The sequence below is a fragment of the Streptomyces halobius genome, assembly GCF_023277745.1.
Classification (GTDB): domain Bacteria; phylum Actinomycetota; class Actinomycetes; order Streptomycetales; family Streptomycetaceae; genus Streptomyces; species Streptomyces halobius.
This window is the reverse complement of sequence record NZ_CP086322.1, coordinates 7,136,129-7,153,199: the sequence shown is the minus strand read 5'-3', so window position 1 is coordinate 7,153,199 and position 17,071 is coordinate 7,136,129. Positions and strand designations below refer to the sequence as shown.

Annotated in this window: 13 protein-coding genes and 1 pseudogene; 6 read left to right on the top strand and 8 right to left on the bottom strand. The window is 72.5% G+C overall.

Annotation, left to right across the window (positions count from 1 at the left end):
- The first annotated feature begins 48 nt into the window (after window positions 1-48).
- Window positions 49-2,475: a transglutaminaseTgpA domain-containing protein gene (locus K9S39_RS32455; RefSeq protein ID WP_248866894.1), complete on the top strand. Its 2,427-nt coding sequence runs from the start codon at window positions 49-51 to the stop codon at window positions 2,473-2,475.
- A 666-nt stretch (window positions 2,476-3,141) separates the two neighbouring features.
- Here the strand turns inward: K9S39_RS32455 and K9S39_RS32450 are convergent.
- The 3 genes and pseudogenes from K9S39_RS32450 to K9S39_RS32440 all read right to left on the bottom strand — a co-directional run bounded on the left by K9S39_RS32450 (window position 3,142) and on the right by K9S39_RS32440 (window position 5,385).
- Complete coding sequence (locus tag K9S39_RS32450; RefSeq protein WP_248866893.1) at window positions 3,142-3,543, bottom strand: DUF3040 domain-containing protein; 402 nt, start codon at window positions 3,541-3,543, stop codon at window positions 3,142-3,144.
- Window positions 3,544-3,812: 269 nt separating this feature from the next.
- Window positions 3,813-4,568, bottom strand: a complete 756-nt coding sequence (locus K9S39_RS32445; protein WP_248866892.1) for a methyltransferase — start codon at window positions 4,566-4,568, stop codon at window positions 3,813-3,815.
- 333 nt (window positions 4,569-4,901) lie between these two features.
- A pseudogene (locus K9S39_RS32440) lies at window positions 4,902-5,385 on the bottom strand (SAV_6107 family HEPN domain-containing protein).
- Between the two features lie 536 nt (window positions 5,386-5,921).
- On the opposite strand from K9S39_RS32440, the gene K9S39_RS32435 reads away from it, so the two are divergent.
- The 5 genes from K9S39_RS32435 to K9S39_RS32415 all read left to right on the top strand — a co-directional run bounded on the left by K9S39_RS32435 (window position 5,922) and on the right by K9S39_RS32415 (window position 12,121).
- Window positions 5,922-6,725, top strand: coding sequence for an ATP-binding cassette domain-containing protein (locus K9S39_RS32435; protein ID WP_248866891.1), 804 nt, complete (start codon window positions 5,922-5,924; stop codon window positions 6,723-6,725).
- Window positions 6,697-8,904 (top strand): YhgE/Pip domain-containing protein, encoded by a 2,208-nt coding sequence (locus tag K9S39_RS32430; RefSeq protein ID WP_248866890.1) that lies wholly within the window; start codon window positions 6,697-6,699, stop codon window positions 8,902-8,904. The genes K9S39_RS32435 and K9S39_RS32430 overlap by 29 nt, the downstream gene beginning before the upstream one ends.
- Before the next feature lie 35 nt (window positions 8,905-8,939).
- On the top strand, window positions 8,940-9,554 hold the full coding sequence (locus tag K9S39_RS32425) for a TetR/AcrR family transcriptional regulator (protein WP_248866889.1): 615 nt from the start codon (window positions 8,940-8,942) through the stop codon (window positions 9,552-9,554).
- A 392-nt stretch (window positions 9,555-9,946) separates the two neighbouring features.
- Window positions 9,947-10,567 (top strand): DUF4126 domain-containing protein, encoded by a 621-nt coding sequence (locus K9S39_RS32420; protein ID WP_248866888.1) that lies wholly within the window; start codon window positions 9,947-9,949, stop codon window positions 10,565-10,567.
- Window positions 10,568-10,615: 48 nt separating this feature from the next.
- Window positions 10,616-12,121 (top strand): phytoene desaturase family protein, encoded by a 1,506-nt coding sequence (locus tag K9S39_RS32415; RefSeq protein WP_248866887.1) that lies wholly within the window; start codon window positions 10,616-10,618, stop codon window positions 12,119-12,121.
- Between the two features lie 88 nt (window positions 12,122-12,209).
- On the opposite strand, the gene K9S39_RS32410 is transcribed toward K9S39_RS32415, so the two are convergent.
- The 5 genes from K9S39_RS32410 to K9S39_RS32390 all read right to left on the bottom strand — a co-directional run bounded on the left by K9S39_RS32410 (window position 12,210) and on the right by K9S39_RS32390 (window position 16,938).
- Window positions 12,210-13,316, bottom strand: coding sequence for a mediator complex subunit 15 domain-containing protein (locus K9S39_RS32410; protein WP_248866886.1), 1,107 nt, complete (start codon window positions 13,314-13,316; stop codon window positions 12,210-12,212).
- A gap of 36 nt (window positions 13,317-13,352) precedes the next feature.
- Complete coding sequence (gene metF / locus K9S39_RS32405) at window positions 13,353-14,270, bottom strand: methylenetetrahydrofolate reductase [NAD(P)H] (protein ID WP_248866885.1); 918 nt, start codon at window positions 14,268-14,270, stop codon at window positions 13,353-13,355.
- Between the two features lie 178 nt (window positions 14,271-14,448).
- The gene (gene thiE / locus K9S39_RS32400) at window positions 14,449-15,099 is read right to left on the bottom strand and encodes a thiamine phosphate synthase (RefSeq protein ID WP_248866884.1); all 651 of its coding nucleotides are present in this window, start codon (window positions 15,097-15,099) and stop codon (window positions 14,449-14,451) included.
- Window positions 15,100-15,218: 119 nt separating this feature from the next.
- Window positions 15,219-15,584 carry an Rv2175c family DNA-binding protein gene (locus K9S39_RS32395; protein ID WP_248866883.1) on the bottom strand — a complete coding sequence of 122 codons (366 nt, stop codon included), beginning with the start codon at window positions 15,582-15,584 and terminating at the stop codon, window positions 15,219-15,221.
- 112 nt (window positions 15,585-15,696) lie between these two features.
- Window positions 15,697-16,938, bottom strand: coding sequence for an NAD(P)/FAD-dependent oxidoreductase (locus tag K9S39_RS32390; RefSeq protein WP_248866882.1), 1,242 nt, complete (start codon window positions 16,936-16,938; stop codon window positions 15,697-15,699).
- Window positions 16,939-17,071: the final 133 nt, after the last annotated feature.

Here is a 17,071-nt window from a genome sequence, read left to right as displayed (position 1 = left end):
GCGGAGCGTGCCTCGCGAATGCGGGGCCGAGCGGAGCGAGGATTCAGCATGAGTGGGCGGAGGCGGCTGGCGCTGTGCGCGGCGGTGGCGACGCTGTGCGCGGCCTGCGCACTGCTGCCGCTGGTGGATCCGGTCAGCTGGATCTTCGAGGCGGTGATCCTGCTGGGGATCGTGACCGGCGTGGGCGCGCTCGCCCGCCGGGTCCCGCTGGCCAGGCCGCTGACCATCGGTGCCCAGGCACTGACCGGCGTACTGCTGATGACCCTGTTCTTCACCCGTGCCCAGGCGATCGGCGGGCTGCTGCCGGGGCCGGACGCCCTCGCGGCCTTCGGCCGGCTGATGCAGGCCGGCGTCCAGGACGTCGGCCGGTACGCCATCCCCGCCCCGGTCACACCCGGCATCCGGCTGCTGCTGGTCGGCGGTGTGCTGGTGATCGGCCTGGCCGTGGACGCGCTGGCGGTCACCTACCGCAACGCCGCTCCCGCCGGGCTGCCGCTGCTCGCCCTTTATTCGGTGGCCGCCGGGCTGTCCCAGGGCGGCTCGGGCTGGCTGTGGTTCCTGATCGCGGCGGCCGGCTATCTGCTGCTTCTGCTGGCCGAGGGCCGCGACCGGCTGTCCCAGTGGGGCCGGGTGTTCGGCGCCGCGGGCGGCACGGCCCCGGGCGGTGGGCGGAGCGTCGCGGATCCCGGCGGGCCGGCACCGGCCCCGCTCCGCACCGGCAGCAGGATCGGCGCCCTGGTGCTCGGGATCGCGCTGGTCGTACCCGCCGCGCTGCCCTCTCTGGGCGGCGGGCTGCTCGGCCGGACGAGCGATGGCAAGGGTCCTGGGGGCGGCGGCACGATCTCCGCCGTGAACCCGCTGGTGTCGCTGCAGAACAGCCTGAACCAGCCGGAGGACAAGGAAGTCCTCAACTACCGCACGACCACGACCGACACCCGCGACCTGTATCTGCGGATCGTCGCCCTGGACCAGTTCGACGGCACCGCCTGGAAACCGTCCGAGCGCACGGTCACGGACGTCCCCGACCGGCTGCCGCAACCGCCCGGCCTCGGCCCCGGGGTGGACGTCGAAAGGATCAACACCTCCCTCTCGACCGCCGGCTGGTACGCCCAGAACTGGCTGCCGCTGCCCTACCCGGCGTCCCGGGTGGACATCGCCGGCCGCTGGCGCTTCGAGCCCCAGGGCCGCACCCTCGTCGGCGACCGCGGGCAGAACACCCGCGGAGTGCAGTACCAGGTCGAGAGCCTCCAGGTACGGCCCACACCCCGCCAGCTGGCCGACGCCCCGGCACCGCCCCAGCGGCTGCTGCGCGAGTACACCGAGGTGCCGGACTCGCTGCCGCCCGTGGTGCGGGCGACCGCACGGAAGGTCACCCACGGCACACGGAACGCCTACGAGAAGGCCGTCAAGCTGCAGGAGTGGTTCGCGCTCTACGGCGGCTTCAGCTACAACACCGAGGTCCGGGCGGGCAGTGGCACCGAGGCGATAGCCCGGTTCCTGGAGCAGAAGGAGGGCTTCTGCGTCCACTTCTCCTTCTCGATGGCGGCGATGGCGCGGACGCTGGGCATCCCGGCCCGGGTCGCGGTCGGCTTCACCCCCGGCACCAAGCAGCCGGACGGCACGACATCGGTCGGTCTCAAGGACGCGCACGCCTGGCCCGAGCTGTACTTCGAGGGCGTCGGCTGGACCCGCTTCGAGCCGACCCCGAGCCGCGGCAGCGTCCCCGACTACAGCTATCCCGACACCGCGGACAGCGGCGACACCGCCCGCCCCGCCCCGGAACCGAGCCGGCCCTCCGCCCCGTCGGCCGAGCCCTCCCCCGACCCGACCTGCGGCCCCGGTGCGCGGCCCGGAAGCGCGGCGTGCGTCCCGGTGCCGGCCGAGTCGGGTGCCGGCCCGTCGGACGGCGGCCCGCCGTCCGCCTGGACCGTCGCCGGGATCGCGCTCGCCGCGCTGCTCGTCCTGCTGCTGCCCGTGCTCCCCCTGCTGTGGCGGATCCGCACCCGGTCCCGCAGACTGGCGGGCGGCGGACCGGGCGGGGACGAGGCGGCGGCCACCCTCGCCGCCTGGCGGGAGCTGCTGGACACCGGCTGGGACTACGGCATCCTGCCGGACGATTCGCTGACCCCGCGCAAGGCGGCCGCCCGGATCGTACGCGTCGGGCAGCTGCCACCGGAGGACGCCGACGCCACCCGCCGGGTGGCGGCAGCGGTGGAACAGGCCCTGTACGCCCCGCAGCCGCGCCCGGCCTCCGGTCTGGCCGCGGATGTGACACGGATACGCGCCGGACTGCACGCCAAGGCGACCCGCGGCCTCCGGCTACGCGCCCGCCTCGCCCCACGCTCCGCCGTCCGCCTCTTGTGGGCCGTCTCCGCCCGCTGGACGGGCCTCGTCGCCCGCTGCGCCACCCGCCGCCCGGTCATCGCGATCCGGCGCGCGGCGGCGGCCCTCCGCCCGGGACGGCAGCGGGCTTAGCGGGCGTTGGGCGGGAGATCTCGGCGCTGCGACCGGGGGCAGCCGTCGGCCGTGATGGCGCGTCGACCCGCCGTACGGAATCGGTTTCGCGTAGGGCACCGGCCCCGTACGGCAGGGGCCCTGCCATACGGAAATGGCTCGGCCCGCATTCGCACGGTATTGGCGCCACTCCACGGTGTTGACGTCACCCCAGGGCGTTCGCTCATCGCACGAAGCCCGCCATTACACGATCGCCATTCGCCATTCTCGGCGTTCGCCATTGCTCGGCGTCGCCGTATTTCCCGGCACCCGCCCCTCCGTGCGGAGAACTCTTCGCGGCAGGCTCTCGGGGCTCTTCCCGAGAGTTCTTACGGACGCCTTCTCACGACGCATTCCGGAGGAAATATTCACGTTTTCCGGGCGGAGCGAAGGACTCGGGCCGAGGGAGAATCCCGGAGGGCCAAGAATCTGGGCGGGGGAAATCCCGGAAAACCAAGAATCCGGGCACAGACCTGCGAAAACTTGGCGCGAAGGATCGCGTCACCGTCGACTAACGGCTGCCCGCGGCGGCTGGGGGGATTGTCGTTGGCGACGCGGACCGGACAGCGATTCGGGCCTGATCCGCGGCCGCTGTGCGGCAATTCGCGGGTCAGGCCCGAAGGCACGATTCCCTGACGCTCGGCGGAGTCAGTGGCCTTGTTCGTCGCGGCGTCGCTGCCAGCGGTCCTCGATGCGGTTCATGATCGAACGCCGCTGCTTGGCCTGGCGGGGGGCCTCAGTGCCCCCGGAGCCCGCGCCGGACTGTTGCTCACCGGCTTTGGGGGCCTTACGCCATCCGGTGACCGCGAGTACGGCGCAGCCGAGCATGACGAGGAAGCCCACCACGCTGATCCAGATCTGCTGCCAGACCATTCCGGCCATGAGCAGCCCGATACCCACCAGGAAGCCCGCGACCGCTTGGTAGACCCGTCGCCGGGTGTACGTGCGCAGCCCGCTTCCCTCAAGCGCTGTCGCGAACTTGGGATCTTCGGCGTACAGCGCTCGCTCCATCTGCTCGAGCATGCGCTGCTCGTGCTCCGAGAGCGGCACGGAGACCTCCTACTCGTCGGTCGCGGGGGGCGACCGGGTGCGACCCCTTCAGGATAGGCAGGGAATCGCCCCCGTGAAACCCGCCCCTCTGCGCCAGTTCACTGTCCGGGCCGCTGCGGCCGCCGGTGGTGGTGCTGCCTGCATTCCCCACCCGCCTGTCCGTCATGCCGGAACGTCGTACCCCGATCATACGGGGAGAAGAGGCTGATCGGGTGGCCTGTGGCCGACTGCACCCGGCAGTCGGGCCGGTGGTCCGGGACGTGGTGCGGTCACTCGCGCTCGGCGAGGACGTGCAGCTGGGTGGCGACGGAGTGGAGAGCGGGCTGCTCGGCGGCCGCCGCCTCCAGTTCGAGGAGTGCCTCCATGGCGCCCGGCTCGGTGTCGACCAGCACGCCGGGGACGAGGTCGGCGAAGACCCGTACGCCGTGCACCGCGCCGACGGTCAGGCCGGTGCCGGAGACCAGGTCGGTGAGCTGCTCGGCGGTGAACCGGCGGGGCACCGGGTCGCCCTCGCCCCAGCGGCCGGCCGGGTCGGTGAGGGCGTGGCGGGCCTCGGTGAAATGCCCGGCGAGGGCGCGGGCGAGCACGGCGCCGCCCAGGCCCGCGGCGAGCAGGCTGAGGGTGCCGGCCGGGCGCAGCGCGTCGACGGCGTGGCGGACGCCCTCGGCCGGGTCGTCGACGTACTCCAGCACGCCGTGGCAGAGCACGGTGTCATAGCCGCCGCGCTCGACGACGTCGAAGAGGCCGTGCGCGTCGCCCTGGACGGCGCGCACCTGGTCGGCGACGCCCGCCTCCGCGGCCCGGCGTTCCAGGGCGAAGAGGGCGTTGGGGCTGGGGTCGACGACCGTGACGCGGTGGCCGAGGCGGGCCACCGGCACGGCGAAGTTCCCGGTGCCGCCTCCGGTGTCGAGGACGTCCAGGGCCGCACGCCCGGACGCCTTGACCCGGCGCTCCAGGGCGTCCTTGAGGACCTCCCAGACCACGGCGGTACGAAGGGATGCGCGCGGGCGCAGCGGGTCAGACACGGCGGGTGGCTCCTCGGCGGGGGCATGAACATCTAGTGTTCACCACCCTATTGCGTTCCGGGCCCGGAACGCGTTCCGAGACGCCCGCAGCCTGCGGCGCTGGCGTCTCCACAGGTGCTGTATGGGGTGTGGGGCAGGGGGCGGGGCGCTTCTTTTCCTCTCCCTCTCTCCCCCCGGGGGCCCCGCCCCCACCCACCCCCACACCCCTCCTCCGCCCGGACGCACCCGCCTCCTCCCCCGGACGAGACCCGGCCCAGACGCGAGCACAGGACCCCAGCACCACCCCAGGCCCAGGCTCCCCCCACCAAGACCGCGCCCCGCCCTAGCCTCCCCTCAGCCCGCCCGCTGGGGCGGCAGGGACGGCCGGAGCAGCAGCATCCGCTCCACGAGGCGCAGGAACATGCCCACGTCCCGCAGCAGATCGTCGGCGTCGCGGCGGCTCGCCGCGCCGGCTATACCCGCCTCCGCCTTGGCCCGGCGGGCGGCTCCGGCGGCGAACAGAGCGCTCCATTCGGCGAGTTCGGGAGCGACCTCCGGGAGAACCTCCCAGGCGCTACGAATCCGCTGCCTGCGGCGTACCGTGCTCCGGCCTGCCGCGCACGGCGAGGACGGCGGCGGCGGTGCGCAGCGCGGCCAGATGAGCCGTGGCGAACCGCTCGTTGGGGGTTTCCAGGGTCCGTGCCTCGGCCAGGCCGTGGTGGGCCTTGGCGAGGAGATCGAGCGCGGCGGGTGGCGCTGCCGTCCGCCGCAGGACGGGGTGGACATCGCTCGGGGGACCGTACGCAGCGGAGCCGCCCGCTGTGGGACGAGCTGCCATGACGAACCTCCTGTCGTCGCATGCCGGTTCGGGCCCGAATGCCGATTCGGGACCGTATGGCCCCATCGTGAGGTACACCACTGACAATCGACGCTGACCTGGGATTTCGCCGGAAACCGGACAAGGGCGAGGCCCCTGCGGACCGTTCGGCAGCTCTCCGGCCAGCCTCCGACAGCCTCCGACAGGCTTCGGCAGACGTCGACAGACGTCGACAGACCCCCAGCAGCCCCCAGCGGACACCCCGCAGCCCCAACAGACTCCGACAGGGCCCCAACGGCCGCCGACAGCCCCGCCGGATCCTCAGCCGGTCTCACCGAATCGGCCGAATCGGCCGGCCCAGACCAGACCAGACAACCGAACCAACCAGCCCAGCCCAACCGTCCAAACCGAACGAATCGGCTGAACCGACCAAACCAACTGATCCGGCTGTACCGACTCATCCAGCGCAATCCCCCGCGGATTCCCAACACCCCCTTGCAGAAAGGGGGGTGGGCTGCCGATACTTTTGAACTGACCAGTCAGTTCAAGGAGGGATCGTGGACAGCACCCCGCACGGGGCGGCGGTCACGGCCGCGGGATTCGGGGTCAAGGGCCCCCGCGGATGGGCGTTCCAGGGCATCGACATCACAGCTGAACCCGGCTCGCTGATCGCCGTACAGGGACCTTCCGGTTCCGGTCGGACATGTCTGCTGCTCGCGCTCACCGGGCGGATGAAGACCGCTGCCGGAACCGCCGAGGTCGGCGGTCTGCCGCTGCCCAGGAAGAGGGCCGCGGTCCGGGCGGTCACCGCGCTCGCCCATGTACCCGGCGTCGCCGAGCTCGATCCCGCACTGACCGTGGGCGAGCATCTCCGGGAACGCGCCCTGCTGCAGGGCCGGTTCGGGGGCTCGGTGCGCGCGCTGCTGCGACCGCCCCGGGAGCGCAGGGCCGAGGCGCGCGCTCTGGTGGACGCCGCGCTCGAAGCGGCCGGCCTGGACGTCGAGTCGCTGCCCAAGGGAATCCGTACGTCGGTGCGCGATCTGGAGCGACTGGAGGCGCTGCGGCTGTCCGTGGCGCTCGCCTTGATCGGCGGCCCCCGACTGCTGGCCGTGGACGACACCGACCTGAAGCTGTCGGACGGTGAACGGGCTGCGGCCTGGGCGACGTTGCGCGGTCTCGCGGCGGCGGGCACGACGGTGGTCGCGGTGTGCAGTGAGCCGCCGGAGGGCGGCGAGGAGGCCGCGGGCGTGGTGCTGGTACGCACCGGCAGCCCGAAGCAGGGCACCGGCAACGCCATCGAGGCCCCCGCAACCACTGAGGAGGAGGCCGCCGATGCGCTCGCCGAAGCTGGCCGCGCTTGAGCTGAAGCGGTTCGGGAGGGGGAAGCTGCCGCGCGCGGCACTGGTCGCACTGCTGCTCCTGCCGCTCCTGTACGGTGCGCTCTACCTGTGGTCCTTCTGGGACCCGTACGGGCGGCTGGACAAGATCCCGGTGGCGCTCGTCAACGAGGACGAGGGCGCGGACGTCGACGGCACGCGCATAGCGGCCGGCGACAGCATCGTCACCGGGCTGCGCGACAGCAAGGTCTTCGACTGGCGTGACGTGGACGCCGAGGACGCGAAGCAGGGGGTCGAGGACGGCACGTACTACCTCTCGCTGTCCATCCCGGAGGACTTCAGCCGGCGGATCGCCTCCAGTTCCGGGGACCACCCGGAGACCAGCGCCCTCAAGGTGCGGACGAACGACGCGAACAACTACATCGTGGGGCAGATCTCCCGGACGGTGTTCTCCGAGGTGCGCTCCGCGGCCTCCACGAAGGCGTCACGGACCTTCCTCGACAAGATCTTCGTCTCCTTCTCGACACTGCACGGCAGGACGGAGGAGGCCGCCGACGGCGCCGACGAGCTGACGGACGGCATCGGCAAGGCCGAGGACGGCACCGGTGAACTGGCCGACGGTCTGGGCACCGCGAAGAACGGCAGCGGCCGGCTGGTGCGGGGCCTCGGGGACCTGGACGCCGGCGCCGGGCGGCTGAGCCGGGGCAGCGCCGATCTCGCCCGCGGGGCGGACACCGCGGCGAGCGGCTCGCGGCAGGTCGCCGACGGATCCGGGCGGGTGGCCCAGGGCACCCAGCAACTCGCCGACGCCGTCAACGGGATGGCCGACACGGTGGGTCCCTTCATCCGGGCGCACGGCAAGGAGATCGGCGAGGCCGCGCGGCTGGTCGCGGACGGCTCGCAGGCGGTCCGCGACCATCTGGACGAGCTGCCCGCCGCGGCCGCCACCGGGGCGAAGCTCTCCCGGGGGATCTCCGACCACCTCGACCGCTTCTACCGGTTGCGCTGCGAGAGCGGGCTGCCCCTCGACACGTCCTGCGCCGAGCTGAAGAGGATCACACAGCAGGCGGCGGCCGCGGCGGCCAAGGCCGAGGAGGTCAGCGCCCACGTCCACGGCCAGAAAAACCTCGACCAGCTCGACAAGGACCTGGGGACGCTGCAGTACCTCGCCCGCGAACTGGCGGAGCACGGGCCGACTCTCGGCGCCGACATGGACGCCGCCGTCAAGAAGATCAACGCGCTCAACGACGGTGCGCACAAGGTCTCCGCGGGCGCCCGCAAGCTGGCGGCCGGTACGGACCGACTCGCCGACGGGGCGGGCCGGGTGGCGGACGGCGCGCGCGAACTGCACCAGGGCACCGGCCGTGCCGCGTCCGGCATGGGCGACCTCGACTCCGGTGTGGGCCGTCTCAAGGACGGCGCGAACACGCTGAACGGCGGCATGTTCAAGCTCTCCGACGGCTCCGCGAAGCTGGCCGACGGGCTGCACGACGGGGCGCGGCGGATTCCCGACTACGGCAGGAAGGACCGGGACGCGCGCACCCTGGTGATGGCCGATCCGGTGCGGCTCTCCTCGGGTGCCGCCCACAAGGCGCCCAACTACGGGACCGGTTTCGCCCCGTACTTCATCCCGCTGTCCCTGTGGGTCGGCGCCATGGTGGCGTACATGCTGATCAAACCGCTCAACCGGAGGGCGCTGACGATGGGCGCGTCCTCCTGGCGGGTGGCGGTGTCCGGGTGGCTTCCGGTGTTCGCCATCGGGGTGCTGCAGACCGCGGCCCTGATGTCCGTACTGCACTTCGCGCTCGGCCTGGAGATGGCGTACGCGGCCGGCACGATCGGCTTCCTGGTGCTGGTCACGGCCTGTTTCTCGGCGATCGTGCAGTGGCTGAACGCGCAGTTCGGGCCGGCCGGCCGGATCCTGGTGCTGGCGCTGCTGATGCTCCAGCTGACCTCGGCGGGCGGTACGTATCCGGTGCAGACCAGTCCCGGCTTCTTCGGCGCCATCCACCCCTTCCTGCCCATGAGTTACATCGTGGAGGGGCTGCGCCGGCTCATCACGGGCGGCGGTCTGGAACCCGTATGGGAGGGCGGACTGGTGCTGCTCGCGTTCACCGTCGGGGCGCTCGCGCTGACCTCCCTGGCGGCCCGTGGCCGCCAGGTGGTGCGGATGAAGGACCTGCATCCGGAGCTGAGCCTGTGAGCGGGGACACCGCGGGGACCGGCACAATCGCCCCCATGGACAGCTCCACTACACGCCGCGATGCCACCCGTCGCAAACTCTTCGAGGCCGCGGTCACGCTCATCGCCGAACAGGGCTTCTCCTCCACCACGGTGGACGAGATCGCCGAGCGGGCGGGCGTCGCGAAGGGCACCGTCTACTACAACTTCGCGAGCAAGAACGTCCTCTTCGAGGAGCTGCTGCGGCACGGCATCGAGCTGCTGGCGACCTCCCTGCAGGCGGCCTCGGAGGAGGTGGCCGGACGGGGCGGCAGCCGGATCGACGCGCTGGACGCGATGATCCGGGCCGGGCTGGAGTTCATCTCCCGCTACCCGGCGCTCACCCAGCTCTACGTCGCCGAGCTGTGGCGCACCAACCGCGCCTGGCAGTCGACCCTGATGGTGGTGCGTGAGCGGGCCATCACCGTGGTGGAGGACGTGCTGCGGGAGGCGGTGGCCCGTGGGGAGCTGAGCGAGGAGATCGACATTCCGCTGACCGCCTCGGCGCTGTTCGGGATGGTCCTGGTGGCCGCGCTGGACTGGCAGTCCTACCAGCCGGACCGGTCGATCGACGATGTCCACGCGTCGCTGTCGCGGCTCCTCCAGGGGCGGGTCACCGGCCGCCCGGCGTAGGGGCCGCCGTCGGACCGCCCTGCCCCGGGGACGTGAATGCGCGCCGTATGGTCGGTACGGCGCGCACCAGCACGGCCCGTGGCCCCACACGACGAAGCGCGCTGCCCTGGCACGGATCGTTCCCCCATCGATCCGACCAGGACAGCGCTTCCCCCGTGCTCCCCCGTGTCCCCCGTGGAGCCCCCGTACTTCCCCCGTGTCCCCCCGTCACGTCCGGGAGCCGCGCCGTTCCGCCGCCCCGTGTCGGCGGTGCGGCGCCGCGTCCCTTCCGTGGTCACCACTCTTCCGTCCGGAGGGGGCCGGGCCCATCCGCGTACCTACTCATCCGGGCGTCTGAGTACGGATACTCAAACCTGAGCACCGGAAACCAGCGCTCGCTTACGATCTTGCCCGTGTCTGTACTTCCCTTGGTTTTCACCAGTGGCTGGGCAAGCGGGATCAACGCCTATGCCGTCGTCCTGCTCTTCGGCATACTCGGCGCGACCGGCGTCAGCGAGGAGGTGCCCGCCGCGCTCCAGCGCACCGATGTGCTGATCGTCGCGGGGGTGCTGTTCCTCGTGGAGGCCGTCGCCGACAAGGTCCCGTACGTGGACTCGGTGTGGGACTCCGTGCACACGGTGATCCGCCCCGTCGCGGGCGGCGTGGTGGCCGCTCTGCTGGCCGGTCACAACGGCTCGCTGCCCGAGCTGGCGGCGGGCGCCGTGGGCGGCTCGACGGCACTGCTGAGCCATCTGGTCAAGGCGGGCACGCGGATCGCGGTCAACACCTCGCCGGAGCCGGCCAGCAACATCGTGCTGAGCATCGCCGAGGATCTGGGGGTCGCCGCGCTGATCGCGTTCGCCGTGTTCCATCCGGTGGCCGCGGCGGTCATCGCCGGGACGCTGCTGATCGCGGGCATCGCGCTGGTGATCTTCCTGTGGTCCCGGATCCGCCGGTTCCTGCAGCGCAGGCGGCTGCGGCGCGAGGAGAAGCGGCGGGCCGCGGCGGAGGGCGTGGTGGCGCCGCCGGGCTGAGCCACCGCCGTGCGGGCGTTGTCAGTGGCCCCGGCTAAAGTCGCAGGCATGGCACGGATTGCGATGATCGGCGCCGGGATGGGCGCGATGGCTGCCGCTGCCCGGCTGGCCGTCGCGGGCCACCGGGTGGCGGTGTTCGAGCGCGGCGCGACGTACGGCGGAGCGGTACAACGGTTCGCCCGGGACGGCTTCGCCTTCGACACGGGTCCCGGTCTGCTGCATCTGCCGGCCGTCTACCGCGACCTGTTCCTCAAGACCGGCCGTGAGCCGCTGGAACAGTGCGTCGAACTGTCGCAGGTCGCCCCCGCGAGCCGCCATCTCTTCGCCGACGGCACCGCCGTCTCGCTGCCGAACGCCTCGCGGGCCGGGGTGGTGGAGGCGCTGGACGGCGCGCTGGGCGCCGGTTCGGGCGAGCGCTGGAGCGCCCTGATCAACCGGGCCCGGGACGCCTGGGACGCCACCCGGCGGCCGCTGCTGGAGGAGCCCCTGCGGCCGGACTGGCAGGTGCTGGGCCGTGATCCGTATCCGGCGGTGCGCAGGCGCGGGCTGTTCGGCCGCGGCAAGGGCCCGACAACCGCCACCCTCGCCGAGGTGGCCCACCGCGAGCTGGCCGACCCGCGGCTGATCGCCCTGCTGGAGAGCCATGCGCCGGCGTACGGCTTCGACCCGCGCAGCGCCCCGGCGAGCGCCGCCGTGCTGCCGTACATGGAGCAGACCTTCGGGAGTTGGTATGCGCGCGGTGGCATGCGGGCTCTGGCCGAGGCGCTGTACGAGCGCTGTCTGGCCCGCAAGGTGGAGTTCGGCTTCGGCGCCGAGGTGACCGGGATCGTCGAGAAGGACGGCCGGGCGGCGGGCGTGGAACTGGCCGACGGCCGGGTGTCCGACGCGGAGTTCGTGGTCGCCGGCATCGCTCCGGCCCGGCTGGCGTCGATACTTCCGGGAGGGCTGCCGTGGGGCGCGGACGACGTCCGGCCGAGCGCCCGTCCCGAGGAGGCACCGGGGCGGCTCACCGTCGCGCTCGCGCTGCGAGGCGCCCGGCCGGGGGACACCGCGCACCGGACGGTCGTGCACACCACGGACCGCGCGGCCGAGCTGGCGGCCGTGTTCGGGACCGGCGCGGTTCCGCGGACCATATGTGCCAGCCCCACGGTGACGGTGCTGCGGCCGGACGATCCCGCCTCCCGGCCCGACGACGACCACGAGGCCGTGACGCTGAGCGCGCCGGTGGCCCCGGGCGCCCTGCCGGGCGGCGCGGCCCTTGAGGCGGCCGCCGACCGACTGACCGAGATCGCCGAGGCCGCGGTCCCCGGGCTGCGCGAGCGGGTGCTGTGGCGGGAGGTCCTGCCGCCCAAGGAGGGCGAGCTGGTGCCCGGCCCGGCGCTGGCGGGGCAGGGGGGCCGCTTCCTGCTCCCCGCCAACCACACCCGGATACCGGGGCTTTACGCGGTCGGCGGCTGGTCGCACCCGGGCGGCGGGCCGGCGCATGCCGGGATGTCCGGCGCGATCGTCGCGGGACTGATCGTGAACGGCGACGACTGGCGCGGGTCGACGTGACGGGCGGTCGGTGAGAGAGGCGGTCCGTGGGAGGACGGAGGCGGGGGGTAAGGGTGCCGTCGGTGTCACGGCGTAGCGCGGCCTGGGCTCAGTAGCGGTACTGCTGGTCGTCGTAACTCTGCTGCTGATAGGGCGGGTACGGCGGCTGCTCGGGCGGGAGCGCACCGTCGCGCTGCTGCGGGACCCAGGCCCCGCCGGGCGGTGTCTCGCCGTACCCGTGCCCCAGCGGCTGGCCTTGGCCGTCGGACGCTATGCCGCCATACGCCTGCTGCTGGGCGTACACAGGTTGCCCATAAGGGTCTTGCTGCTCATAGGGGTCGTACTGTGCCGCGTACTGCTGGGCGCCGATGTACGGATCGGAGTAGGGCGCCTGCTGGCCCTGGCCGTCTCCGTACGCCGCGTAGGGGTCGGCGTAGGCGCCCTGGCCCGCGGCGGCCGGATCGTAACCGCCGCCGTACGCATAGCCGTTGCCGTCGCTGTCCCCGTTGCCGAAGGCTGCGCCGTACGCGCCGTAGGCCGGGTAATCGCCGTGCTGAGCGCGGGCGTCGGGGCTGTAGACGCCGTACTGCCCGGTCTCGTCGGGCATCGGCTGCGGGGCGTAGACGGCGGTGGCGTCCGCCTGGCCGTAGCCGTCCTGGCCCGCGTAGGCCGGCTGCGGGGCGTAGCCACCGTCGTAGCCGTCGTCCTGGCTCCCGTAAGCCTGGTGCTGGGCCTGGTACGGGTCCTGGCCGAAGGCGCCGTCGGCGGCGTCGTAGGCCGCCCCCTGCCCGTAGCCGTCCTGGACGCCCTGGTAGGCGTCCCGGCCGGCGGGCGTCCTCTGGTCGTCGGTGCCCTGTCCGGTGGCGCCGGTGAGCGGTACGGCTTCCAGGCCGGAGACCTGAAGCGTCGGCTGGGCGGGCGCGCCGTCGGAGCGGACCCGGCGGCGCCGGCTCTCCCCCGGCTTGCCGCCCAGCGCCCAGCCGGTGGAGAAGCCGCGTTTGAAGGAGAGCGTCACATTCGTCTGCCCGACCGCGAAGGCGATGGCGCCGGCCCCGATCACGATGACCGAGGGGATGATGACGCCGACCACCACACCGATGAAGCCGGTGAAGGCGAGCAGCCGCCAGCGCAGCCGGGCCTTGTACTGGAGCAGGACCTCACCGAGGAGCCACAACGCCACCAGGCCGAACGCGATGTAGAGGACCGTCCAGCCCATATACGCCCCTCTTCCGCCGGTTTCCGGCCACCGTGATCAGGACTGCTGGTGCAGCCCCAGATTCTCGTAGATTTCCAGGGTCGCCGTGGAGTGGTTCAGGGTAATGAAGTGCAACCCGGGAGTGTCCTCGGCCATCAAGCGCGCGCACAGGTCCGTCGCGTACTCGATGCCAATGGAGCGTACAGCCGCCGGGTCGTCCTTGACGGCGAGGATGCGGTCGGCCAGCTCGGGCGGGAAGGCGGCGTTGCTGAGCTGCGCGAAACGCTCGATCTGGCGCACGTTCGTGACCGGCATGATCTCCGGGATGATCGGCGTGGAGCAGCCGGCGGCGCTGACCCGGTCGCGCAGCCGGAGGTAGTCCTCGGCGTAGAAGAACATCTGGGTGATCGCGAAGTCCGCGCCCGCCCGGCACTTGTCGACGAAGTGGGCGACGTCCGAGTCCCAGTCCGTCGAGCGCGGGTGCATCTCGGGGAAGGCCGCGACTCCGACGCAGAAGTCGCCGGACTCCTTGATCAGCCGGACCAGGTCGGCGGCGTAGGACACGCCTTCGGGGTGCCGCACCCACTCGCCCATCGGGTCGCCGGGCGGGTCGCCGCGCAGCGCGAGCATATTGCGGATGCCGGCGTCGGCGTACTGCCCGATGATGTTGCGCAGATCGGCCAGGGAGTGGTTGACGGCGGTGAGATGGGCGACCGGGGTGAGGGTGGTGTCGGTGGCGATGCGTTCGGTGGCGCGCACCGTGCCCTCACGAGAGGTGCCGCCGGCTCCATACGTCACGGAGACAAAGGTCGGCGAGACGGCCTCGATCCGGCGAATGGCGTTCCACAGGGTCCGCTCGCCCTTCTCGGTCTTCGGGGCCGCGAACTCGAACGAATATGACTGCTTGCCGGAAGCCAGCAGCTCGCGCACCGTGCGGGCGCGATCAGTCCTGGTGGAAGCTGTTCCTAGGGCCATACGGGCAGGTTAGTCACCTGGCAGGCGCACACCAACCGATGGCAGCGATATGCCTGGTTAGCCGGTTTCATGTCCACTGGTTGGACATGTTCCGGCCATCGATCGGCCAGAAACCGGCTACGGACCGACGAACCACGCAGGCGTCGCCCTTCAAGCCGCGCCGACCTGCGGCCCCGCTTCAGGCGCCCCAGGCCCGTACCCGCTTCGCCAGGTCCGCCGCCGCGGCCCCCGGATCGTCCGCCTCGGTGATCGCGCGGACCACCACGACGCGGCGGGCGCCCGCCTCCAGCACCTCGTCCAGATTGCCGGCGTCGATCCCGCCGATCGCGAACCAGGGGCGCTCGGGGGCGCGCGAGGCGGTGTAACGGACCAGGTCCAGGCCGGGGGCGTGACGGCCCGGCTTGGTGGGCGTCGGCCAACACGGTCCCGTGCAGAAGTAGTCCACCCCCGCCTCGGCGGCCGCGGCGTCCACCTCGGCCTCGGCGTGGGTGGACCGGCCTATCAGGACGTCCGCACCGAGGATGGCACGGGCCGCCGGGACCGGCAGATCGCCCTGCCCCAGATGCAGCACATCCGCGCCGGCGGCATGGGCGACATCCGCGCGGTCGTTGACCGCCAGCAGCTTGCCGTGCCGTCGGCAGGCGTCCGCGAAGACCTCCAGATGCCCGATCTCCTCGCGGGCCTCCATGCCCTTGTCGCGCAGCTGGACGATGTCCACGCCCGAGGAGAGCACCGCGTCCAGGAACTGCGGAAGATCGCCCTGTCGCGTACGGGCGCCGGTGCACAGATACAGCCGGGCCTCGGACAGGGCCTGTCGTGCGGTGCTCATCGGGCGGTTTCCCCCCAGGTCAGGGGCGTACGGGCCGGGCCTTCCGGTCCGTACGCCCCTCCGGTGCGGTTACGGATGATGGTGCGGTTGCTGATGGCAGCGCGCTCGCGCCCGCCGCGTCAGACGGCGAGTGCCTGCGCCCGGCGCTTCACTTCCGTGCCGCGGTTCTCGCGCAGCGCCTGCGCCGGGGTGCCGGGCAGGGAGTCATCGGCGGTGAAGAGCCACTCCAGCATCTCCTCGTCGGCGAAGCCGTCGTCGCGCAGCAGTGTCAGGGTCCCGACGAGCCCCTTGACGACCTTGCCGTCCTTGATGAAATCGGCCGGCACCTGCAGTGCCCTGTTCTCGCCGCGGCGCACCGCGATCAGCTGCCCCTCCTTGACCAGCTGCCGCACACGCGTCACCTCGACGCCGATCTCCTCGGCGATGTCGGGGAGGGTGAGCCAGGCGGGGACGAGTCCATCGATCTTTGCGTCAATCTCGGTCACGGGACAAGCCTGCCACCTCGCACTGACAGTCGGTAGCCGGGCGTCGCCATCAGGGGCCGGCCCGCGCCCGCGCCGCCCCTGGCACACCTCCGGCACCCCTGGACGAGAAGTCCTAGCTCACCGCCGATTTCAGCGGGACGGACGCGTCCGCTGCCCGCCCGCGGTCGAGGGTGGCGCCCCGCTCGATGAGCTTGCGCCCCTGGGCGAGGTCCCGCGGCCGCCCGACGGCCAGCAGCGCGACCAGCCGGCCCTCCCGCAGCCAGATCACCGACCAGGCCGCGCCGGCCGGGTCGCCCCGCCAGATCAGCTCGTCGGCGCCCGCATGGTGGCCCGCGTACTGCACGAACCGGCCGAACTGCTCGGACCAGAAGTACGGGACCGGGTCGTAGACCACGCCCTCCGCCGGTTCCCGGGCGATGTTCTCGGCGACCGTGCGGGGGCCCTGGAGGGCGTTGTCCCAGTGGTGGATCAGCAGCCGGCGGCCGTAACGGGTGGACGGGAAGGAGGCGCAGTCGCCGACCGCGTAGACGTCGGGGACGGAGGTGCACAGATGCTCGTCGGCCAGGACGGAGCCGTCCTGCAGCGACAGGGCGACGCCCGAGCCGACCAGCCAGCCGGTCGCGGGCCGGGCGCCGATCCCGACGACCACGGCGTCCGCGGACAGCGTCGTACCGTCCACGAGGGTGACCGCGCCCGGTGCGACGGACGCGACCGAGGCGCCGGTGCGCAGATCGACGCCGGCCTCCGTGTACCAGTCGGCCATAGGGGCGGCGGCCTCGACGGGCAGCGCGCCGGCCAGCGGGCGGGCGGCGGCCTCGACGACGGTGACCGCGCAGCCGGACTCGCGCGCCGCGGTCGCGAACTCCGCGCCGATCCAGCCGGCCCCGACGACGACGATCTTGCGCTGGGCGGCGAGTACCGGCCGCAGCCGTTCGGCGTCATCGAGGGTGCGCAACAGGTGGACGCCGGGCAGCCCTTCGCTGCCGGGCAGCACGATCGGGTCCGCGCCGGTCGCGAGGACCGCGTAGTCGTACGGGACGGGGCCCTCGGCCGTCTCGACGACATGGGCCTCCGGGCGCAGGGCGGTGACCCGGCGGCCGAGGTGCAGGTCGATGCCGAGCCCGTCGAAGTCGACGTCGAACGCGGAGCCTTCGGCCTTGCCGAGCAGCACCGCCTTGGACAGCGGAGGGCGGTCGTAGGGCCGGTGGGGCTCGTCGCCGAGCAGGATGATGGCGCCGCGCCAGCCCTGTTCGCGCAGGGCGACGGCGGTCTGCACACCCGCTATTCCCGCGCCGACGATCACGACGCGCGGCGTGCGGTCCGGTGCCTGGGAAGACGTGCTCTGCTCGCTCACCCGATCACTGTAGGACGGGGTGTCGCGCCACTCGCAGCACCGCGCGAGGAGATCTCTGACACAGCGTCACGATCGGCCACCCCGGGGTGCCGCCCGTACGGGGCTCCGGGCGCTCCCTTACGACGCGTCGTGG